A 20,626-nucleotide genomic window follows, 5' to 3' on the forward strand; every position below is an offset into this window, starting at 1 on the left:
AAGGGAGAGAGAAGCTTGATGAGAAAGTCCATTGTTGCACCCCTAGTTCTGATTCTCGTTCTGCTGATGAGCGCATGCGGCGGCGGCAACGACTCGGGCGGTTCGTCCGCGCCGTCTCCGTCTTCGTCGTCTTCCTCGGCCGCTCCGTCGGATTCGGCAGCGCCGCCGGCATCGCCTTCGTCGTCCCCGTCGGCATCGGCCGCCGAAGAATCGGGCACCCGGATTTACGAATCGGAGCTTGGCCCCGTCGAGGTGCCGGCCCATCCGCAGCGGGTCGTCGTCCTTACCCGGTTCCTGACCGGCAACGTCATGATACTCGGCGTTCCGCTGGTCGGAGTGGACGAGATGTCCAAGCAGAACCCGAACTTCGCGGAGAAGCTGAAGGACGCGGAAGTCGTCTCGGAAGACAACCTCGAGAAGATCATCGAGCTGAATCCGGACCTGATCATCGGACCGGCGGAGGTCAAGAACCTCGACACCTTGAAGGAGATCGCCCCGACGGTCGTCTATACGTACGGCAAGGTCGACTTCAAGACGCAGCAGATCGAGATCGGCAAGCTGTTGAACAAAGAGCAGGAAGCCAAGGACTGGGTGGCGGATTTCGACGCTCGCAGCCATAAAGCCGGGGAAGAGATCAAGGCGAAGATCGGCGCGGACGCGACGGTGTCGGTCATCGAGACGTTCAACAAGCAGCTCTACGTCTATGGAGACAACTTCGGCCGCGGAACCGAAATTTTGTACCAGCAATTCGGACTCCACATGCCGGCGAAGGTCGAGGAGGCGACGAAGAAGGACGGCTACTTCGCCTTGTCGACGGAAGTCATGGAGGACTATATGGGCGATTACGTGATCTTCAGCAAAGACGCGGACCAAGACAACTCGTTCCAGCATACGGAGACGTACAAGAAGATTCCCGCCGTCAAGAATCAGCATGTTTTCGAAGCCGACGCCAAGGCGTTCTACTTCAACGATCCGCTGAGCATGGAATACCAGCTGGACTTCTTCATCCGGCATTTTCTCGGATAAACGAGCGGAGTTCGCGGCCTTGCATGCAACAAAATCAAGATAAAGACGTCAAAGAGGTATCCTTCTTTGGGAGCTGTTCGGAATGAGGAAGGCCATCCCTGCGTTGATCTTGGTCTGTTTGATTTTGTCGGCGTGCGGCCAGACGCGAACGTTCGAAGGAGCCTTGTTCCGTACGGACACGGATAAGAGCGCCTTCGGCGTGGATTGCTCCGACGAGATCAACAAAGGCAAAGTCAACGTCGACGACGTTGGTTATGTCTGTACCGTAAAGACAGACGGGAAGACCCGGCTGAAGGACGCTGAAGGCCGTTCCTTGAAGCCGGAGGATTTCTCAAGCGGAGACCTCGTTCGGGTAATGCTGTCGAGAGCGCAGACAATCACGGAGTCAAACAGGTCGTTCCAAGCGAAGGAAATCGTTCTTCTCGAGGCCAAATGAATGTTGCCGCAACAGGCCATCTCCAAGTCGTGTTCGATGACGATGGAGATGGCCTCTTTGTTGTTGCGACGATAGGGCTTGGGGCAATTGGAATAATCAGGAGATAAATTCATACACATGATTGTGCGCGTTGCGAAGGACGCGTTATCTTCAGCGATTGGAGGGAGTTTTACTTGCAAGAGCAAATTATCCGAATCATCGCCGAGCTACAGAAGGACCCCGAATTGACGAACCGGTTGAACGGCCAATCCAGCATCGTACGGGATTCGGGCATGGAGTCGCTGCAGATCGTGCAGTTCATTCTCCAGGTGGAGAAGGAGTTCGGCACCGAGATCGACTTCGATACGTTCGACATGTCGCTATTGGATTCGGTCGAACGGTTCAGCGAATACGTACGGCGCAGCGCCGCGGCGGCGCTCTGATTCCGATGGAGCGCGGCATACGCGTGCATGGCGGCGTCTTCGACGTCGAGCAGTCGTGGCGGGAGCCGGATCTATCCAAGCTTCCCGGGTTCGCGTCTCCCGAGAACGAGCGCATCGTCTCGGTTATGGACGAGCTGCTTTTCGTCTTCTGCCGTCCGGAGGATCGGCTTCTGACCCGGAAGGCGATGGATCCCGCGCATCGGCAATACTTGAACGCGATCGGGTTCTCCTTCGAGGTTAACGCGTTTGATGTAGAAAAGGTTTTCCAGGATCGCGGCCGCCATCTGTTCCGCCTTCTGGACGAGGACCCGGATCCGAGACTGTCGGCGTTCCTGCCGGCGGGGGCGACCTTCGAGCCGTTCGCCGCCGTCGACGAGCTCGCTTCCGTCTGCCGCCGGTTCGGGCTCAACGCCTCGGCGCCTCCGATGGACATCGTTCGACGCGTCAATACGAAAACGTATTCCGCGGAGATGAGGGAGAGGCTCGGCCTGCCGAATATAGCGACGGTCGTTCGCTCCTCGGATCAGCTGCTGGCGGTCGGGAGGAAGGTTCTCGAGAACGGCGCGATTCTTCTCAAGGACGACTTCGGCGTATCCGGCCGAGGCAACCTCCGAGTCGATTCCGCGGACACGCTGGAGAGAGTCGCGGCTTATGTCGCGCAGCAGGAGAGCCGAGGGAAACGCACCCGCTTCGTCATGGAGCCGTACCTCGATCGAATCGGCGACTTCTCCTGCCAGCTGCACATCGACGAGCACGGGGAGACGCGGATTCTATCGGTTCAACGGCTCGCGAACGCGGAATTCGCCTATCAGCAGTCGGTTACGCCCGACCCGGCGTTCATCGAGAGGCTCCGCGGCGAACGCTACTTCGATGCGATGCACCGGCTCGCCGCCGAACTGCATCGGGACGGTTATTACGGGCACGTATGCGTCGATTCCATGCTCTTGCGCGGCGGCGAACTCGTGCCGATCGTGGAGATCAACGCCCGGAAGTCGATGAGCCTGATCAAGCATCAGGTGGATGCCAAAGTTCAGGACGACCGGATTCAAGGCAGCATGCGCTACTATTCCTTGAATCTGTCGGACCCGAACCTCGCCTTCGAAGACGTTCTCGCCGAGCTTGAGAAGCGGCAGGTGCTCTATGATCCGCGGAGGAATGGCGGAGCGATTCCTCTTACGGCGAACACGCTCGCGATCAATCGGAATCCGGAGCAGCCTTACCGAGGCCGATTGTACGTCTACATCGCCGCGAGCGGACCGGATCAACGAGAGCGCTGCGACGAGCGGATTCGCGAAGTCTTCGAGTCGTTGTCGATGCGTCTCGTCAATTAACCGAGGGGGGATCCCGGGGATGCCGCCGATTACGCTGCTGGCTTCCGGCTTCGGCCTAGGGTTCTACGTGCCGGCGCTGCTCATTCGGAATCGGCTTGAACGCAGCCATGTCGAGTGCGAGACGGTCGTGCTGGAGCATTATTTTCATTCCGAGAAGAAGTTGAAGATCCCCGAGAGCCGGAAGGCGTATCGGGACGACTTCGCGACCGCGCTCGTCGCCCAGCGGCTGCCGATGGACGTTCGCGACAGCTTCGATCCGGGCGCGGTCGAGGAGTTGCTGGACCGCTGGGAACGAGAGGAGAGACGGGACTTCATCGTCCTGTCCGGCCACTGGGTGCACGTTCTGAGGAGATATGAGCGTCGCCTGTCCGGCCGATATTCGCTGCGCGTCGATCTCGTCTATATGGATTCCGAGCCTTCTCCGTCGTGGAAAAGCCTGAAGAAGCTCGTCCCCGATTATGCGGACGGCTATCGCGAGATTCGCCTGTTCGATGCGGACCGAGCGGCGGTGCTGTACCGGCTGCCGGTCGGAGCGGAAGAGCCGGTTCCATACGAGCGCCGTTCCCCGCGCTTCGTCGTCCATGGCGGCGGGTGGGCCATGGGAACGTACCTCGGCAAGCTCGACTCGCTGCGCCGAACCGGCGCCGGGCTCGACATCGTCGTCTCCGAGCCGTCGGAGGCCGAAGCCGGGAGAGCCGGCGACCGTTGCTTCCTGATCGATCCGGCATGGGAGGCTTGGCAGGAGACCGGACCCGACGGGCGCCATCCGTTCCCGCCGTTCGGGGAAGTCGTTCCGGGCCGGCCGACGGCCTTCGCGAGCCCGAAGGAGCACCACGCGCTGTTCGGCCTCCTTCGCGAAGCGCTCGCGATCGTGAGCAAGACGGGCGGAGGAACGCTCGTCGATTCGCTCGAATCCGCGACGCCGCTCGTTATGCTGGAGCCGTTCGGCTCTCACGAGAGAAGGAACGCCGAGCTGTGGGAGCGCCTGGGCTTCGGGATCTCTTACGAACGCTGGGAACGGAGCGGCTTCGCGATCGACATGCTGCATGGCATGCATCGCAATCTAATGAAGGCAAGAGAGTCCGGCCAGGATTATATCCAATCACGAATAAGCGGGTGAGCGAATGCAACCGAAGAGCAATGTCATGCTGGAAGAAGACGATTACGAGCTGGTCAAGCGCACGATCCGCAACGTCGCCGTGCCGTACCGCGAGAGCTTCAAAAACCCGAGGTACAAGACGCCGCTTCCGGAATCGGTCGGCGTCAAGCTGACGAACCGGTGCAATCTTCGCTGCATCCATTGCTTCGAGTGGAACGAGGAAGGCTACCATCAACAGATGGATAGAGAAGAGCAGAACAAGGATCTGGACATCGAGCTGTTCCGCAAAATCTTGAATGAAACCTCGCACGTCAAGTCCCGGCTGTACCTGTGGGGCGGGGAGCCGATGATCCATCGCCAGTTCGGGGAGATCATGGCGATGATGCAGGAGGATCCGCGCGAGACGACGATCTGCACGAACGGCCTCCTCATCGACAGGTTCCTGCAGCCGATCCTCGATTATTCGCCGCATCTGGAGCTGCTGTTCGGCATCGAGGGATTGGAGAAGGAACACGACCTGATCCGGGGCAAAGGCACCTTCAAGAAGACGATCCAGCAGATGGACCGGCTGATCGAGCTTCGGGAGCAAGGCCAATATCAAGGACGGATTTCCGTTCACACGGTCATCAACGACGACATGATTCCGAAGCTGTACGATCTGCTGGAATGGTTCGAGTCGAAGAAGCTGGATCTCGTCATTCTCTGCTTCCCCTGGTACATCTCCAAGGAGACGTCGCTCAAGATGGACGACTACTTCGCCTCGAAGTTCGGCTGGCTTCGCAAGCTGGAGGAGAACCATATCGCCAGCTGGCACGCCTTCAAGTACCAGATGAACCCGGATCATTCGGAAGCGCTCGTCGAACAGCTGAAGCGGATCAACGACAGGATGTGGAACATCCGCATCCGCTACCAGCCGGGCCTCGATTACGACGAGATCCGCCAGTTCCTGCACGGGGACGAGATGCAGAGCCGCTGCTCCAGCAAGTGCCTGGCGATCGCGACCCGGATGGACGTCGGTCCGACCGGCGAAGTGACGGCGTGCAAGTTCTTCAACGAATTCAAAGTCGGCAACCTGAAGGAGAGCAGCATCTCGGAGGTATGGGACTCGGACGACTACGACCGGATTCGGGAGATCATCAACGTCGAAGGGCTGACGCCGGTCTGTTCCAAGTGCAGCTTGCTCTACCTGCATGGAGGGTGAGAAGCGGGTGCCGGCCATTATCGTCGATCGGTTGTCGAAGTCGTTCGACTATTACAAGAAGGAGGCGGGCTTGTCCCACTCCTTCCGCAACCTGTTCTATCGCAAGCCGCTTCGCAAGGATGCGGTGACGGAGATTTCGTTCCGGGTGGAGGAAGCCGAGATGGTCGGCTTCCTCGGCCCGAACGGGGCGGGCAAGACGACGACGCTCAAGATGCTGACCGGCATCCTGCATCCGACGGCGGGCGAAGCCTCCGTGCTCGGCTACGTTCCGTGGGAGCGCCGGAAGGCGTTCAAGAAGCAGTTCGCGATCGTGATGGGACAGAAGAGCCAGCTGTGGTGGGACTTGCCGGCCAACGAGTCGCTCATGCTGAACAAGTGCATCTACGAGATCGAAGACCGTTCGTTCGGCCGGATCGTGGGCGAGCTGTCGGAGCTCCTCGACGTGCGCGACCTGCTGTCCGTGCAAGTGCGCCGGCTGTCGCTCGGCGAGCGGATGAAGCTGGAGCTGATCGCGGCGCTGCTGCACGAGCCGAAGGTGCTGTTCCTGGATGAGCCCACGATCGGGCTCGACCTGCTGTCCCAGCGCAAGATCCGCGAATTCCTGAAGACGCTGAACCGCGAGCGGAGAACGACGGTGCTGCTGACGAGCCACAACATGAACGACATCGTCGACCTGTGCAAGCGGACCGTTATCATCAACGGCGGCAAAGTGATCTACGACGGCGATCTGGCGAAGGTGAACGGGTGGCTCGATCAGCGGAAGATCGTGCGCGTCTCCCTGGCCGAGCCGGTAGAGCGCCGCCGGCTCGAGGCGTACGGCATCGTCCGTTCGGTCGAAGACGTGGAAGCCGTCCTGGAAGTGGAGAAGACGTTCGTCAAGGAGCAGGCCAAGCGGATTCTCGACGACTTGCCGGTCGTCGACTTCACCATCGAAGACGTCTCGATCGAGGAAGGAATCGCGCAATTGTATCGGAATGGCGGTGAAGAGAATGAGTCCGCGCCGGAAATACGCCAAGACGTTCGTCATGGGGTTTATGCACTCGATGGAGTACCGGACTGACTTCGCGCTCAGCTTGCTAAGCGGCATCTTCCCGGTCGGCGTCCAGCTGTTCCTATGGAACGCCGTCTATGGGAGCTCGCAGGAGAGCGTCTACGGCTATACGAAGCTTGAAGTGATCGGGTATACGCTGCTCGCGGCGCTGTTCGCCAAGATGATGGCGACCGGATTCGAGTACGAGATCTCGAAGGATATCAAGGACGGCCAGCTCAGCAAGTTCATCGTCCAGCCGATCCGGTACGGGCCTTACCGGCTCAGCCGGTTCCTCGGGGAGAAGGGGCCGCAGCTTATCGTGCTGGCCGTTCTCGCGGGAATCGCGTGCGTTCTGCTGCGGAACTACGCCGGCCTGGACATTACCGGGACCGGGCTGCTGCTCTGCGCCGCCGCGCTGATCGTCTCCGTGCTGCTGAACTTCCTGATCTACTATTGTCTCAGCACGGTCTCGTTCTGGCTGCTCGAAGTGTGGGGCATCTTCTACACGTTCGCCTTGATCTCGCTGCTGGCCAGCGGAGGCGTCTTCCCGATCGACATGTTCGGCCCTGTCGTGCAGCAGGCGCTCGGCGTGCTGCCCTTCCCCTACCTGGTGTTCTTCCCCGTTCATATCGCGCTTGGCCGCGTCGACGGGGACGCGCTCCTGCAAGGGTTCGGCGTGCAATTCGCCTGGATCGCCGTCTTGATCGCGCTGACCGGAGCGCTGTGGCGCGCCGGGCTGCGCAAATACGAATCCGCCGGAGGGTGAGCGATGGTGCCTTGGCTGAAGGAGGGAAGGCGCTACCTCCGCATCTATCTCTTCTTCCTCAAAAACAGCGTCATCTCCATGATGGAATACCGGATCAACTTCCTGTTCGGCATCTTGATCGAGATCGGCTATTTGGCGATCAAATTTTCCTATGTCTATGTCATCTACCGCATCGGAGTCAGCGTGAACGGATTGACGCCGGACGAGATCCTTCTCTTCGTCGGCGCCTTCACGATCATGGCGGGGCTGTATTCGATGCTGTTCCATTCGAACTTCTACATGCTGCCCGAGCACGTCCGCACCGGCACGCTCGACCTGATGATGACGAAGCCGGTATCGCTGCAGTTTATGGCGACGCTGCGCTCCATCCAGATCGGCTACGCGGTTCCGAACGTCATCGGAGGAACGGCCATGGTCGTCTGGGGATGGCGCGAGGCGGGCGTTCCCGCCACGTTCGGGAACGTGTCGTTGTTCGTGTTGTATCTGCTGATCGGGCTTCTGATGACCTACGCGGTATTCCTCGCGCCGCAGCTGATCGCGTTCTGGACGGTCAAGACGAACGGCATCAACGAAGCGTCCAACGCGCTGTTCGACTTCAACCAGATGCCGATGGCCATCTACAGCAAGTGGATCCAGCGGGTCGGCACGTTCTTCATCCCGGTGTTCCTGATCACGAACCTGTCCCCGCTGTCCGTGTTAGGCAGGTTGACGAGCTGGCAGCTTGCGTGGGGTCTCGTCGCTCCCGTCGTGTTCCTCGCCTTGGTCCGATGGATCTGGACGGCGGCCGTACGCAACTATGCGAGCGCCAGCAGTTAAGGAGGAGATCGATACGATGCCCATGCCCCAAGTGGTGCTGCTCTGCGGCGGGTTCGGCACCCGTCTCAGCGAAGAGACGGCCGTCAAGCCGAAGCCGCTCGTCGAGATCGGCGACCGGCCGATCCTATGCCATATCATGAACTCCTACAGCCATTACGGCTTCCGCGAATTCGTTCTCGCGCTCGGCTACAAGGGAGACGCGATCAAGCAATATTTCCTGAACTACCCGTATCTGCAGAACGATCTGACGATCTCGACGGGCGAGCCGCGGATCGTCCCGGCAACGCGGCCCGACGTCGAGGATTGGACCGTGCATCTCGTCGGCACGGGGCTTCATACGACGACCGGGGGGAGATTGTACCGGCTGCGGGACCGGCTGCGCGGCGGCACGTTCATGATGACCTACGGAGACGGGGTCAGCGACGTCAATCTCCGGGCGCTGCTCGACTATCACTACTCGCAGGGCAGGCTCGCGACCGTTACCGCCGTGCGTCCGCGGGGGAGGTTCGGCGCCTTGAAGCTCGAAGGGGAGCGGGTCGCGCGCTTCCAGGAGAAGGTTCCGGCCGAGGACAGCTGGATCAACGGCGGGTTCTTCGTCTTCGAGCCGGGGCTCTTCGATTACCTGGAGGACGATCAGGCGCAGCTCGAGAGCGAAGTGCTCGACCGGCTCGCGCGGGACAAGCAGCTTGCCGCCTACCTGCACGACGGGTTCTGGGAGTGCATGGATACGCTCCGGGACAAGAAGGTGCTGGAGGAGCTGTGGGCGAGCGGGAACGCGCCCTGGATTCCGGCAGGGCGGGCGTAGAGGGGGCGATCGCATGGAGTTCAGCCTGTTCTTCTTCTCCAGCTGTTCCGACTCGCAGGACGATCGTTCGTCGAATTCGTACCGCTTGCTCCTGGACGCGGCGAAGTTCGCCGATGAGCGCGGCTTCCGGGCGGTGTGGACCCCGGAGCGCCACTTCAACCCGTTCGGCGGCCTGTTCCCCAATCCGTCCGTCGTCTCCGCGGCGCTCGCCATGATCACGAGCCGGATCCGGCTCCGGGCCGGCAGCGTCGTGTCGCCGCTTCATCATCCGATCCGGATCGCGGAGGAATGGGCCGTCGTCGATCGCCTGTCCGGCGGGCGGGCGGAGTTCGCGTTCGCGTCCGGGTGGCATAGCGACGACTTCGTGTTCTACCCGGAACGGTACGAGGACCGGTCGGCGCATATGTACGAACAGATCGCCCAAGTGCAGGCGCTGTGGGCGGGGCAATCGAGGAAGGCGACGAACGGCGCCGGCCGCGAGATCGAGATCCGCACGTATCCGCGGCCGGTTCAGAACCGTCTGCCGCTGTGGATCACGTCGAACGGCAACGCGGAGACGATGAAGTCGGCCGCGCGGCTCGGAGCGAGCGTGCTCACCAACTTCATCGGCCAAGACGCCGAAGAGCTGGCCGGGAAAATCGCGGATTACCGGGAGACGCTGGAGTCGAGCGGATTCCCGCGCGGCGCCGGGCGGATCGCCGTGATGCTCCACACGTTCGTCGGGGACGATCTCGAGCGGGTCAGACGGATCGTGAAGGCGCCGTTCATCGATTATTTGGCCTCGAGCTTGACGCTGCTAAGGAAGCTGGCGCCTAGCGCGACGCCGGGCGCGACGCCGGGCGCGGCGCCGGGCGGAATCGGCTTGGAGGAGGCGCTTCGCGATCCCGCCGTCGCCCGCAAGCTGCTGGACTTCGCCTTCGCCCGCTATTGGCAGTCGGCGGCGCTGCTCGGCACGCCCGACAGCTGCGGCGAGCTGGTCCGCTCGCTCGAGGAGATCGGCGTCGACGAGATCGCGTGCTTGATCGACTTCCACGACGACTACGAGACGGTCATGGGCGGTCTGGAAGGGCTGCTTCGATTGAAGGAGCGGTTCGATCCGAGCCCGGCGCCTGCCGCGAGGTAGCCGCGTCTTCGAGATAGTCGTCGATGTGGCGCAGGCAGATCGAATAGGGCGAATCTCCGCCGCGGTACCGCTTCGTCCAATCCACGACCTTCTCCACGGCGGTCTCCGCGTCCCAGACCGGCCGCCAACCGAGGACGGACCGCGCCTTCGAGCAATCGAGCCGGAGCATCGCGCTCTCATGGAGAGGGGGAGCTGTCCCGAGTGCCGTCTCGGACGCTGTCCCGGGCGTCGTCTCGGGCGTCGTCTCGGGCGTCGTCTCGGGCGAGGCGACGCGATATTCCGCCCCCTCGCCCCACTTGGCGCAGAAGGTGCGGACGATCCATTCGACCGTTCTCGCGTCGGCGTCGGAAGGGCCGAAGTTCCAGGCCTCCGCGAACGCGGGGCCGTCCGTGACGAGACGCTCCGCGAGCGTCAAATAGCCCGTCAGCGGGTCGAGCGCATGCTGCCAGGGCCGAACCGACCCGGGGTTCCGCACGGCGATCGGCTCCCCGGCGAGCGCGGCCCGGACGCAATCGGGGATTATCCGGTCCTTCGCCCAGTCCCCGCCGCCGATCACGTTGCCGGCGCGGGCCGCGGCGACGCCGACCCGATGCTCCGCGTACCGCTCGGCGGGGAAGAACGAACTGCGATAGGCGGACGTGATCAGCTCCGAGCACGCCTTGCTGTTGGCGTACGGATCTCGGCCCAGCAGCGGGTCGATCTCGCGATAGCCCCAAGCCCATTCGCGGTTGTCGTATACCTTGTCGGTCGTCACGTTCACGACGGCCCGCGGCTCCGCGCCCGCCGCGCCGGTCGTCTGCCGCATCGCCTCCAGCAAGTTCGCCGTGCCCATGACGTTGGTCGAATACGTGTCGAGCGGAGCCCGGTACGATTCCCGCACGAGCGGCTGCGCGGCCATGTGGATGACGACTTGCGGCTCGAATGCCCGAATCGCCCGCTTGACCTCTTCGTAGTCGCGGATATCGCCGAGGAACGAAGGCATCTCCCGGCGCAGCCCGCACAGCTCGAACAGACTCGGTTCGGTAGGAGGGTCCAAGGAGAAGCCGGCGACGTCCGCCCCAAGCTTCTTCAGCAGCATGGAGAGCCAAGTCCCTTTAAAGCCCGTATGCCCGGTAACCAGCACTTTGCGGGACCGCCAAAAGTCGGGATTCATCATCCTTGAGCCTCCTTCTCCAGCTCGTTCTTCTCCAGCTCGCTCGAGATCAGATGATCGATCGTATGGCGAAGACCCGCCTCGAGCGGAATTTCCGGCCGCCATCCGGTCAGCGCCGTTATTTTGCTAATGTCGCAGGCGTACCGCATCGTCTCGGAAGGTCGATAGGGCAAGCTGCCCGCGAGAATCTCCGAAGACGAATTCGTCAGGCGGCGGAGCAGCCGCGCGACTTCCAGCAGGGATACGGCGCGGCCCGAGCCGAGATTTACGACCTGGCCGAAGCAGTCGGCGCTGCGGCTGACCGCGACGAGCCCGCGAACCGCGTCGTCCACGTGCAGGAAGTCCCGCGTCTGCTCTCCGGGCGTCATCGGGAGATCTTCCTGGCGCAGGAACGTCCGGATTGCCTGGGGGATGAAGTATCGCTCGGACTGTCCCGGTCCGTAGACGAGCGTGGGCCGGACATGCGCGAACGGAATGGAGGAGAGGCGGCAGATGGCGGCGGCGATCGTCTCCGAGGCGGTCTTGGTCGCGGCGTACAGGGACACCGGCCGGACCGGCATGTCTTCGGTCGCGGGAGCGGCGAAGACGCCGTATTGTTCGCAGGTGCCGACGTTGACGATTGCCTCCGGCGGGCGCTCCGACCGGGCCGCCGCTTGCAGAAGACGGATCGTGCCCATCACGTTGTCGTCCGCCATCCGGTCGATATCCTCCAGGCGAGGCGATCGGTCGGTATTCGCGGCGAGATGGAAGACGATCTGCGGCTTCGCTTCTTCAAGAGCCCGCTGCACCTGCCGTTTGTCCGCCAGATCGGCGACGAGATAGTTCACGTCCGCGTCCGGATCCGGGACGGCGCGGCGGGCATCCCGAACCAGACCGAATACATGCCTGCAGCCGAGCGTTCGCGACAGATAACGGGACAGATGCCTTCCGATGAACCCGCTCGCGCCCGTAATCAGAATCCGTTTGTTCTCGTAATCTACCACCGCAGTTCCTCCTGACATCATCGATTCTAGCTTCATCTGCATGAGCCTAATTTGTCTTATGACGCAAGGCTTCAAATTAGAATCGCGATTCGAGAGAGGGGCCTGAAGCGATGAATCTATCAAGAAGACTGCCCTTGGCGGACTCGCCGATCATCGGCTATCTGCACCATGCCTACATCCTGTCGATCCTCGCGGCCGACGATCGTTACTTGCCCTGGTTCCGCAGCAATTACATTCAGCTCCGGTTCGACCGCGACCTGCGGGATTGGAAGCACAGGGACTACTTTAATTTCTACAACTACGACTTCGTCGTGGACCAGATCCCGGGCCTGGAGACGAACCGGATTCCGAGGGACCTGCTGACCGTGACGGTTCCCGACGCGTTGCGGTTCTTCATCGATTCGCTGGATCTTGGCTGTTACCTGTATCTGTTCACCGACCAATATTACAATCCGGAGCACCCTTATTACCGGCAGACGCATTTCGTTCACGATATGTTCCTGTACGGGTACGACCGGGAGACGGAGCTCTTCCTCGCCCGCGGCTTCGACCGTCAGAACATCTATCGGGACTATACGATATCCTTCGCCGACTTCGCCGATTCCCACCTTCGCGCGGAGCCGGAATACCCTTGGCAGAAGTACGTCTACATGCTGCGCCGGAGCGAAGATCGTCCATATCCGTTCAACGCCGCGCTGGTCGCCGGGCTGCTCGAAGAATATCTGGAGTCGGTCGATTCCTCGTACCGGTTGGCCATGTCCCGGCCTTCCCCGAACTTCGTCTACGGGATGGAGACTTACGGCTGCCTGCAATCGATGCTGAACCGGATGCGGGAGGAAGAACACGCGGATATCCGGCCGTTCCACGTGCTGTGGGAGCATAAGAAGTGCATGCTGGACCGAATCGCTTATATGGAGGAGCTCGGTTATTTGCCTAAGGAAGACGGGCTTGGGGCCGCTTACGCGAAGGTCGAGGAGAGCGCGCAATCGATGCGGTACCAGATGATGAAGTACGGCTTCACGCGGCAGGAGAGCGATCTGGCGAAGATCGGCCGGAGACTGGGCGAGATGGCGGATACGGAACGGATCTTGCTGGGGAAGGTTCTGGGAAGGCTTCGGGAGAAGGCCGAGACAAGGACATGAGAAGGAGAAGTCGCGCATTCGCTTCTACATGATCCGAACAACCGCGTTTTTTTCATACGTGAGCGTTACCGAGTCCCCGCCTGGCAAGCAGTCGGGGATTCGGATATCGGTCGGTCAGAAGGACTCCACAACGATCTTGCCAATCGTTCGTCCCGATTCGACGAGGGCATGCGCTTGCTTCAAGGTCGACGCGTTGATCGGCGACAGCCGCTTCGTCAGCGTCGTACGCAGCTCCCCAGCGTCGACTCGCCGCGCGACTTCGTTCAGCAGCCGGTGCTGTTCGATCATGTCGGCCGTTTGATAAATAGAACGCGTGAACATCGTTTCCCAAGCGAATGTCACGCTTTTATTTTTCAGCTTCGTCAAGTCGATCCGTTCGTCGGTCTCGACGATGGAGCAGATGCTGCCTTGGGGGGCGATGGCTTCCGCCATCTGGTCCCAATGTTGAGCCGTATCGTTCAGGCAAAGAATCAAATCGACGCTAGGGAGACCGAGAGCTTGAAGCTGCGGCACGAACGGTTCGAAGTGGCTGATCGTATGCGCGGCGCCATGCTTGCGCGCGAAGCGAGCCGATTCCTCGCGGGATGCGGTTCCGATAACGGTCAAACCGGCCGCAGAGGCTAGCTGGGTAGCGATCGAGCCGACGCCTCCGGACGATCCGATGACGAGCAAGGTTCGTCCGTCGTTAACTCCTCGATCCTGGGCAATTCCGAGTCGGTCGAACAGGCTCTCCCACGCGGTAATCGCGGTCAGCGGAAGAGCGGCCGCTTCGGCGAAATCCAACGTCTTCGGCTTGCGGCCCGCGATTCTCTCGTCCACCAGATGGAATTCGCTGTTGCCTCCCGGGCGGAATAGGCTGCCGGCATAATACACTTCGTCGCCCGGCTCGAACAACGCGCATTCCGGACCGACGGCCTCGACGACGCCCGCGACGTCCCACCCCAACACCCGGGGCGGCGATTCCACGCGCTCCTTCCGTTTGGGCGCGCGCACTTTCACGTCGACCGGGTTGACCGATACGGCTTTGACGCGAACGAGCAAGTCGCGCCCTCCGGCCACCGGCTTGTCCAGGACCAAATCCATCAAGCTATCCTCATGCTCGATCGGCAAGTACCGTTCGAGTCCTACCGCTCTCATCTTCGGCATAGGTGTTATCCTCCCTTGCGCAATATGGATTTGTTGCAAGTTTAAAAGGACCGCATTCCTTTTCGCAAGTACGTACAATTTTGTAATATAGGATTTAAAACGATGAAGAGAGGCGGTCGAGGAAGAGATGCCGCGAAAAAGCCGACACGGCGATAATCCGGAGGGAGAAGCTTGCCCGGTCGAATATACGCTCGAAAGGATCGGAGGCAAGTGGAAGGGAATTTTGCTGTATCACCTTATGGATAGCGCGAAGCGGTTCGGCGAGCTTCGAAGCCTGTGCCCGGCGATTACGCTGCGGATGCTTGCGTTGCAGCTTCGGGAACTGGAAGAGGATGGGATCGTCCGCCGAGAAGTATATAAGCAGGTGCCGCCGAGAGTGGAGTATTCGCTTACGGAGTACGGCCTGACGTTGAAGCCGATCATCCTGTTGATGAAGGAGTGGGGCGAATCGCATAAACGGGGTCATCTTGCGCCTTGCGTTCCGAGGGACGAAGCGCAGCCATCGACTCCTTGAATTCGCGCGACCGCGCCGCGTTCGCACGGAAGGAAGAGAGGCCCCGCATAGCGAGCTGCTCTTCCAACGAGTTCCGCAAAATCAGCCAGGCGTTTTCCCCTTTACCTTTGCGCGTTAGGTCTTCCTTGATCGTTGGGATCGTTGGACCGCGACGGGCTGCTTTTGGGGTTGTTTTTATCGGGTTTCTTCTTCGTGCTCATTCATCCATTCACCTCCCGGGTTATCCATCATGAGTATCTCTCCGATCCGTCTTCATTATGAGGAACGGCCGTCAAGAGAAGACGGCCCTCCCCGCCGGGAGGACCGTCTGCCCCTTGCCTTTCTTGCTACAACGCCGCCAGCACTTCCCGCTTGAATTGGCCGATCGCTTCGTCGGTATCGATCGTATAGCCGCACTCGAGGCCGACGAACCCGTCGAAGCCGGTCTCCTTGATCGCGCGCAAAATGTTGACGTAATTGAGCTCGCCCGTGCCCGGCTGCTTGCGCCCCGGGTTGTCCGCGATATGATAGTGGTTGATGCGGTCGATGTAGCCGGTCGCGTTGCGAATGACGTTGCCTTCCGTGATCTGCTGATGGTAGACGTCGAACACGAGCTTGACGTTCGGGCTGCCGACCTGGTCGATGACGTCGACCGACTCGTCCGAGCGCTGGAGGAAGTGGCCGCGATGATCGACGAGCCCGTTCAGCGGCTCGACCTCCAGCACGATGCCGGCTTCCTCGAACAGGGGAGCGCATCTCTTGAGCGTCTCCACCATCGTCCGGCGCTGAACGTCCCGCGGCACGCCTTCCAGCTCGTTCCCCGTCTGGGAGATGACGGATGACACGTTCAGAATCCGGCACGCCTCGATCGTCTGGCGCACGCCCTCCAGATAGGCGTCGCGCAGCGATTCGTCGACCAAGCTGATGAACTTCGTGCAGGTCGCGCTGATGCCGACGCCGATTCGCTCCTGCTCGCGAGCCGTCCGCTTCAGATCCTCGAGGTTCCACCAAGCGTAATATTCGAGTCCGTGCCAGCCGTGCTCCTTGATTTTCTCCAGGTGATAGATCTCGTCTTTGCCGGGATAAGCCCCGATGCACAAGGAAAATTTCATGCTTAAACGATCCCCTCTCCGATTCGGGCTTCCAGGCTTACCGGCGTCCCGCTTGCCGCCGATTCGTTGGCCGCTATCGTCACCTCGTGGGTGCGAAGCGAGTCTTCGTAATCGGACCGGATGCGCGACCGATCGCCGGTCCTCAGGGCGTGAACGAACGCCTCGTCCTCCAGGTAATACGGATTGGCTTCGTTCGGATAGGTCCGGGTCCCCTCCGAGGTCAGCTCCCGCAGCGCGTCGCTCCGCAGCTCGAGAACGCCCTTGTCCGTGTACAAGTCAAGCCCGACGCGGTGGCCGATCGGCATCATGCACGTATTGGAGATCGTGGCGACCATTCCGTTCGCGAGCTTCAAGGCGACGGTGCCGACGTCCGGAACGTCCGTGTCCTCCACCTTTTCCCCCATGACCCGAAGCGAATAAGCGGCATAGACCTCGCGGACTTCCCCGCACAGATACCGCAGCAGATCCACGATATGCGTCGTCTGTTCGACGAACTGGCCTCCCGAGCCGGCCTGCTTCCTCCACCAGGGAACCATCGGCATGCCGCCCATCCAGTAGCCGAGAGCCATCCCGGGCGTACGGTCCGCCAGCAGCCCCTTGGCCCGGCTCGCGGATTCGTCGTATCTCCAGTGGTAGCCGACGGAGGTGAGAAGCTTCTTCTCCTTCACCCTGGCGGCGATGTCGGCCGGCACGTCCCGATCGATGCCCAGCGGCTTCTCGACGAGGAACGGAATGCCTCTCTCGATGAGCTTCCTCTCCGCGTCTCCGTGAGCGAGCGGGGGGACGCAGACGTAGACGCCGTCGAGGGAGGCTCCGTCGAGCAGATCGTCCAGGTTCGAATACGCTCTCGCCCCGGCGTGCTCCGAAGCGGCCTTCTCCGCGCGCTGAAGATCCACATCGTAGAACGAGACGAGCTCCACGCCTTCCATGCGAACGAGATTCTTCAGATGATGCTGGGCGATGCCTCCGGTTCCGATAAAGCCGAGCTTGACGGTCACAGCTTCACTCTCCCATTCCGGTGAGGTATAAGAATGTTCTACTTTCGCCTTTATTGTAATGCATGGACTTGACAAATTATATATAATATATTTCAAATTCGATATGAGAAAATGAAAGCGGGATTGCGAAGAATGGATTCCTTCTACGGAAGGCACTTCGTCACGACCGAATGGGACGAGAGGCTGCCGCTCCATCTCGTGACGGTGGGATACGGGGAGCAGAACGCGGTCGGCCGGGAGGACGGCTTCCCCTGCTTCCATTGGCTGCATACGGTTGAAGGCTGCGGCGAATTCGTCGTGAACGGCAACCGATATAAGCTGCATCCGGACCAGGGGATTCTGCTGAAGCCGAACGTCCCGCATTCGTATTCTCCGGAGACCGAACGCTGGCGGACCTGGTTCCTGACGTTCGACGGGGCGCTCGCCAATCCGATTACGGCGTCGCTGGAATTGCAGCATATGCGTCCGATCGGCTGGGAAGCGGACTGTCCGCTGTCCTCCGTCCATAAGCAGTTCGGGGAGAAATGCCGCTACAGCTTCGACTTCGCGGGAATCAACGGGTCGCTCGAGGTCTATGCGTTCTTGGCCCAGCTCAAGCAATACGGGCAAGTCGGGGGCCAGCCCTCGCTGTCCAAGGGGCATGAGAGGCTGACCCCGATCTATCTGCTCATCGAGGAGAGATACGGCGACCCGGGGCTCGGCCTCGAACAGATGGCGGAGACGATCGGGGTCAGCCCCCAATATTTGAACGCGCTGTTCCGCCAGAGCTGGGGGGTCAGCCCTTACCAATACCTGCTCAAGTTCCGCATCCAGAAGTCCAAGGAGCGGCTCCTGGAGGATCGCGGCCGGCCCGTCAAGGACATCGCGGCGGACGTCGGATTCCTCGACGACAGCCACTTCGTCCAGACGTTCCGCCGGCTGGCGGGCATGACCCCCGTCCAATTCCGGCGGCAGTATTCGGAATAACGGAGCGGTCGGCGGATTCGGGAAGCTGTCGGTCGCCTCGTTGATCCCGAATCGTTTACGCCGTTCGAACCGGTATGCTATGATCGATTCGGGCTTGACGGCAACTCGAATCGCGCAGCCCGGAACAGGGGAGATCCGTCTATGATGCAACTTCCTCTTGCGCCCGCCAAACTCCTGATCCCGCCGGCCCGGCCGAACGGGATGGTTAGGCCGCGTCTGACGGAGAGGCTGAACGAAGGCTTGCGCCGCAGGCTGACCTTGATCTCGGCGCCCGCCGGTTACGGCAAAACCGCCTTGGCGAGCGAGTGGCTGTCCGCCTGCGCCCGTCCGTCCGCATGGCTGTCGCTGGACGAGGGCGACAACGATCCGAATCGGTTCCTGTACGGCCTGATCGAGGCGCTTGGAACGATTCGGGACGATCTCGCGCGCGGCCTGCCGGAATGGCTGCAAGCGCCGGAGCCGCCGCCCGCGGAATCGGCGCTGAACGAGCTTCTCCGGGAGATCGGGAAGATCTCCGAGCCCTTCCTTCTCGTCCTGGACGACTTCCATGCGATCCGCTCGGAAGCTGTCCTCCATATGACGGCCTACCTGCTTGAGCATTCGCCGCCCAAGATGCACCTCGTTCTCCTCACCCGCGAGGAACCGCGGCTCCCCTTGGCCCGGCTTCGGGTTCAGGACCAAATGACGGAGCTGGACGCGACGGACTTGCGGTTCGATCGGAACGAAGCCGTCGAGTTCCTGAACGGCGTCATGAACGTCGGCTTGTCGATGGAAGCGGCAGCGGAGCTGGAATCCCGCACGGAGGGATGGATCGCCGCTCTGCAGCTGGCCGCCGTCTCCCTCCGCGGACGCCCCGACGCCGATTCCTTCATCCGGACGTTCGCCGGCCACCACCGGGTCCTGCTCGATTACCTGACGGAAGAAGTGCTGAACAAACAGCCGGAATCGGTTCGACAATTTATTCTGCATACGTCCATCCTGGACCGGCTGTGCGGATCGCTCTGCGAGGCGGTTCTGCCGGAAGCGCCGGCCGGGTCCGGACAACGGGTCCTTCGGGACCTGGAGCGCGCCAACCTGTTCGTCATCCCCTTGGACGACGAACGGCGCTGGTATCGGTATCACCATCTGTTCGCCGAATTGCTTCGGAAGCGATTGCGTCATCCGCCGGCCTCGGACGCCATGCCGGAGCCTGCGGACGAGGCGGAGCTGCACGTTCGCGCCAGCGCGTGGTACGAGAAGAACGGAATGGAAGCGGAAGCGTTCCGCCATGCCGTCGCCGCGAACGATATCGGGCGGGCTGCGCGGCTTGCCGAAGGAAGAGTGCTTCCTCTTCACCTTCGGGGCGAGGCCGCTCCCGTTCTCCGTTGGCTGGAGTCGCTGCCCGCATCCGAACGGGACGCGAGGCCCGCGCTGCAGGTCCTGCACGCCTCCGCGCTCCTGCTGGCCGGCAGGCCCGCCGAAGTCGAACCGGTGCTGCAAGCCGCGGAGGCGGCCGCTCGCGAGGAGGCCAGAGGCTCGAAGGCGGAAGACAAGCGGGCTGGCTTGGGCAACCTGACGGGCCTTGTCGCAGCCACTCGCGCGACGCTGGCGGCGATCGGAATGGCGGGAAGCGGCTTCTCCCCCGAGCGGAAGCTTCTTGACGCCGAACGGCAACTGCAGCAATCGGACGCAGACGATATAACCGGAGAGCTTGTCGGACAGATTGCCCCCGCGCAAGCCGGGGCGGTCCGCGACCGGCGCCAGGCGGCTGCCGTTATCGTCCAGGCTCGCCGCGCGTTGGAGCAGCTTCACCCGGACGCCCTTCCTATCCGCCTCGCGATGTTCTGGCTGTTGGGAGTCGCTTACCAATCGCGCGGGGAACGGACCGAGGCTGCCGGCGCTTATGAGGAAGCGCTGGCGTTAAGCCGAAGGATGGGGAATTCGTTGATGACCGTGACGGCGATCGTCGGCCAAGGCCAGCTGTTCGAAGCGGACGGCCGGCTGTTCGAGGCGGAGGAGCGGTACCGGAGCGCTCTGGGGCTGACCGGCGACCTGCCGCTGCCCGTTCTGAGCGAAGCTCATATCGGGCTGGCCCGAATCGCCTATGAGTGGAACGACCTGGAGCCGGCCGAGGAGCATGCCCGGAAGTCGCTTGATTTGGCGATATCGATGAACGACTATGACAGAATCGTTACCGGCGAGATCATGATGGCCCGCTTAATGCTGGCTGCCGGCGAAGCGGGAGGCGCGTCCGAGAGGCTGGACGCCGTTCTTCGGTTCGTCCGCCGGCATGGATTGCCGCACCGGACGCCGGAGGTGGCCGCCGCGCAGGCTCAAGCCGCGCTTCGCGGCGGCCATCCGGCCGAAGCCTTGCGCCTGGCCCGGATGCACGAGCTTCCGCTCGAGCTCGCGCGTGCGCTCCTGGCGAGCGGCGACGCGCCGGCGGCCTTGGCCGCGCTCGAGTCTTGCGGGCTGCGGGCGGAAGTCGGCACCCGGGCGGACGAACGGCTGCGAGCGATCATCCTGCGGGCGATGGCTGCAGACGCGACGGGGGGAGAAGGCCGAGACCGTTCCGTTGCTGATCGAAGCTCTCGAACGG

The 20,626-nt window shown here is 61.7% G+C and carries 19 protein-coding genes and 1 pseudogene; 15 read left to right on the plus strand and 5 right to left on the minus strand.

Annotated elements, in window-relative coordinates; all coding sequences use genetic code 11:
* Positions 1–18: 18 nt before the first annotated feature.
* From H7B90_RS27920 to H7B90_RS27970, 11 genes are all read left to right on the plus strand, one after another.
* Positions 19–1,026: an iron-hydroxamate ABC transporter substrate-binding protein gene (locus H7B90_RS27920; protein ID WP_185139186.1), complete on the plus strand. Its 1,008-nt coding sequence runs from the start codon at positions 19–21 to the stop codon at positions 1,024–1,026.
* A gap of 82 nt (positions 1,027–1,108) precedes the next feature.
* On the plus strand, positions 1,109–1,462 hold the full coding sequence (locus H7B90_RS27925) for a hypothetical protein (protein ID WP_185139187.1): 354 nt from the start codon (positions 1,109–1,111) through the stop codon (positions 1,460–1,462).
* A gap of 173 nt (positions 1,463–1,635) precedes the next feature.
* On the plus strand, positions 1,636–1,884 hold the full coding sequence (locus H7B90_RS27930; protein WP_185139188.1) for an acyl carrier protein: 249 nt from the start codon (positions 1,636–1,638) through the stop codon (positions 1,882–1,884).
* 5 nt (positions 1,885–1,889) lie between these two features.
* Positions 1,890–3,215 carry an ATP-grasp domain-containing protein gene (locus H7B90_RS27935; RefSeq protein WP_185139189.1) on the plus strand — a complete coding sequence of 442 codons (1,326 nt, stop codon included), beginning with the start codon at positions 1,890–1,892 and terminating at the stop codon, positions 3,213–3,215.
* A gap of 19 nt (positions 3,216–3,234) precedes the next feature.
* Entirely contained in the window at positions 3,235–4,335 is a 1,101-nt protein-coding gene (locus H7B90_RS27940) for a UDP-glucuronosyltransferase (protein ID WP_185139190.1), read from the plus strand.
* A gap of 4 nt (positions 4,336–4,339) precedes the next feature.
* The gene (locus tag H7B90_RS27945) at positions 4,340–5,515 is read left to right on the plus strand and encodes a radical SAM protein (protein WP_185139191.1); all 1,176 of its coding nucleotides are present in this window, start codon (positions 4,340–4,342) and stop codon (positions 5,513–5,515) included.
* A 7-nt stretch (positions 5,516–5,522) separates the two neighbouring features.
* On the plus strand, positions 5,523–6,575 hold the full coding sequence (locus H7B90_RS27950) for an ABC transporter ATP-binding protein (protein ID WP_185139192.1): 1,053 nt from the start codon (positions 5,523–5,525) through the stop codon (positions 6,573–6,575).
* Positions 6,559–7,311 (plus strand): ABC transporter permease, encoded by a 753-nt coding sequence (locus H7B90_RS27955; protein WP_260411281.1) that lies wholly within the window; start codon positions 6,559–6,561, stop codon positions 7,309–7,311. The genes H7B90_RS27950 and H7B90_RS27955 overlap by 17 nt, the downstream gene beginning before the upstream one ends.
* A 3-nt stretch (positions 7,312–7,314) precedes the next feature.
* Positions 7,315–8,127, plus strand: coding sequence for an ABC transporter permease (locus H7B90_RS27960; RefSeq protein WP_185139194.1), 813 nt, complete (start codon positions 7,315–7,317; stop codon positions 8,125–8,127).
* 22 nt (positions 8,128–8,149) lie between these two features.
* Positions 8,150–8,932 (plus strand): glucose-1-phosphate cytidylyltransferase, encoded by a 783-nt coding sequence (gene rfbF, locus H7B90_RS27965; protein WP_185139229.1) that lies wholly within the window; start codon positions 8,150–8,152, stop codon positions 8,930–8,932.
* Between the two features lie 13 nt (positions 8,933–8,945).
* A complete protein-coding gene (locus tag H7B90_RS27970; RefSeq protein ID WP_185139195.1) occupies positions 8,946–10,055 on the plus strand; it encodes a MupA/Atu3671 family FMN-dependent luciferase-like monooxygenase in 1,110 nt (369 codons plus the stop codon).
* Here H7B90_RS27970 and rfbG read toward each other — a convergent pair.
* Entirely contained in the window at positions 9,982–11,211 is a 1,230-nt protein-coding gene (gene rfbG / locus H7B90_RS27975; protein ID WP_376701770.1) for a CDP-glucose 4,6-dehydratase, read from the minus strand. The two genes, H7B90_RS27970 and rfbG, sit on opposite strands and share 74 nt — an antisense overlap.
* Positions 11,208–12,191 carry an NAD-dependent epimerase/dehydratase family protein gene (locus tag H7B90_RS27980; RefSeq protein ID WP_185139197.1) on the minus strand — a complete coding sequence of 328 codons (984 nt, stop codon included), beginning with the start codon at positions 12,189–12,191 and terminating at the stop codon, positions 11,208–11,210. Before H7B90_RS27980 ends, rfbG begins: the two co-directional genes overlap by 4 nt.
* A gap of 110 nt (positions 12,192–12,301) precedes the next feature.
* Here H7B90_RS27980 and H7B90_RS27985 point away from each other — a divergent pair, with 110 nt between their 5' ends.
* On the plus strand, positions 12,302–13,333 hold the full coding sequence (locus H7B90_RS27985) for a hypothetical protein (RefSeq protein ID WP_185139198.1): 1,032 nt from the start codon (positions 12,302–12,304) through the stop codon (positions 13,331–13,333).
* Positions 13,334–13,447: 114 nt separating this feature from the next.
* Here H7B90_RS27985 and H7B90_RS27990 read toward each other — a convergent pair whose 3' ends face one another.
* Positions 13,448–14,479, minus strand: coding sequence for a zinc-binding alcohol dehydrogenase family protein (locus tag H7B90_RS27990; RefSeq protein ID WP_185139199.1), 1,032 nt, complete (start codon positions 14,477–14,479; stop codon positions 13,448–13,450).
* 127 nt (positions 14,480–14,606) lie between these two features.
* Here H7B90_RS27990 and H7B90_RS27995 point away from each other — a divergent pair, with 127 nt between their 5' ends.
* Complete coding sequence (locus H7B90_RS27995) at positions 14,607–14,993, plus strand: winged helix-turn-helix transcriptional regulator (RefSeq protein ID WP_185139200.1); 387 nt, start codon at positions 14,607–14,609, stop codon at positions 14,991–14,993.
* Between the two features lie 326 nt (positions 14,994–15,319).
* Here the strand turns inward: H7B90_RS27995 and H7B90_RS28000 are convergent, their stop codons facing one another.
* Entirely contained in the window at positions 15,320–16,084 is a 765-nt protein-coding gene (locus H7B90_RS28000; RefSeq protein WP_185139201.1) for a TIM barrel protein, read from the minus strand.
* 2 nt (positions 16,085–16,086) lie between these two features.
* Positions 16,087–17,082, minus strand: coding sequence for a Gfo/Idh/MocA family protein (locus tag H7B90_RS28005; RefSeq protein ID WP_185139202.1), 996 nt, complete (start codon positions 17,080–17,082; stop codon positions 16,087–16,089).
* Positions 17,083–17,214: 132 nt separating this feature from the next.
* Between H7B90_RS28005 and H7B90_RS28010 the strand changes: the two genes are divergently transcribed.
* Positions 17,215–18,048, plus strand: a complete 834-nt coding sequence (locus tag H7B90_RS28010; protein WP_185139203.1) for an AraC family transcriptional regulator — start codon at positions 17,215–17,217, stop codon at positions 18,046–18,048.
* Between the two features lie 201 nt (positions 18,049–18,249).
* Positions 18,250–20,574 (plus strand): annotated as a pseudogene (locus H7B90_RS28015) (winged helix-turn-helix domain-containing protein); the annotation flags it as partial.
* Positions 20,575–20,626: the final 52 nt, after the last annotated feature.

Source organism: Cohnella xylanilytica, assembly GCF_014212175.1.
In the GTDB taxonomy this organism is placed as follows: domain Bacteria; phylum Bacillota; class Bacilli; order Paenibacillales; family Paenibacillaceae; genus Cohnella; species Cohnella xylanilytica.

Coding starts and splice junctions, on each gene's coding strand:
- H7B90_RS28010 (WP_185139203.1), top strand. CDS start 17,215: ATGGATTCCTTCTACGGAAGGCACTTCGTCACGACCGAATGGGACGAG.
- H7B90_RS27970 (WP_185139195.1), top strand. CDS start 8,946: ATGGAGTTCAGCCTGTTCTTCTTCTCCAGCTGTTCCGACTCGCAGGAC.
- rfbG (WP_376701770.1), bottom strand. CDS start 11,211: ATGATGAATCCCGACTTTTGGCGGTCCCGCAAAGTGCTGGTTACCGGG.
- H7B90_RS27955 (WP_260411281.1), top strand. CDS start 6,559: ATGGAGTACCGGACTGACTTCGCGCTCAGCTTGCTAAGCGGCATCTTC.
- H7B90_RS27920 (WP_185139186.1), top strand. CDS start 19: ATGAGAAAGTCCATTGTTGCACCCCTAGTTCTGATTCTCGTTCTGCTG.
- H7B90_RS27925 (WP_185139187.1), top strand. CDS start 1,109: ATGAGGAAGGCCATCCCTGCGTTGATCTTGGTCTGTTTGATTTTGTCG.
- H7B90_RS27990 (WP_185139199.1), bottom strand. CDS start 14,479: ATGCCGAAGATGAGAGCGGTAGGACTCGAACGGTACTTGCCGATCGAG.
- H7B90_RS27960 (WP_185139194.1), top strand. CDS start 7,315: ATGGTGCCTTGGCTGAAGGAGGGAAGGCGCTACCTCCGCATCTATCTC.
- rfbF (WP_185139229.1), top strand. CDS start 8,150: ATGCCCCAAGTGGTGCTGCTCTGCGGCGGGTTCGGCACCCGTCTCAGC.
- H7B90_RS27985 (WP_185139198.1), top strand. CDS start 12,302: ATGAATCTATCAAGAAGACTGCCCTTGGCGGACTCGCCGATCATCGGC.
- H7B90_RS27945 (WP_185139191.1), top strand. CDS start 4,340: ATGCAACCGAAGAGCAATGTCATGCTGGAAGAAGACGATTACGAGCTG.
- H7B90_RS27995 (WP_185139200.1), top strand. CDS start 14,607: ATGCCGCGAAAAAGCCGACACGGCGATAATCCGGAGGGAGAAGCTTGC.
- H7B90_RS27935 (WP_185139189.1), top strand. CDS start 1,890: ATGGAGCGCGGCATACGCGTGCATGGCGGCGTCTTCGACGTCGAGCAG.
- H7B90_RS28000 (WP_185139201.1), bottom strand. CDS start 16,084: ATGAAATTTTCCTTGTGCATCGGGGCTTATCCCGGCAAAGACGAGATC.
- H7B90_RS27940 (WP_185139190.1), top strand. CDS start 3,235: ATGCCGCCGATTACGCTGCTGGCTTCCGGCTTCGGCCTAGGGTTCTAC.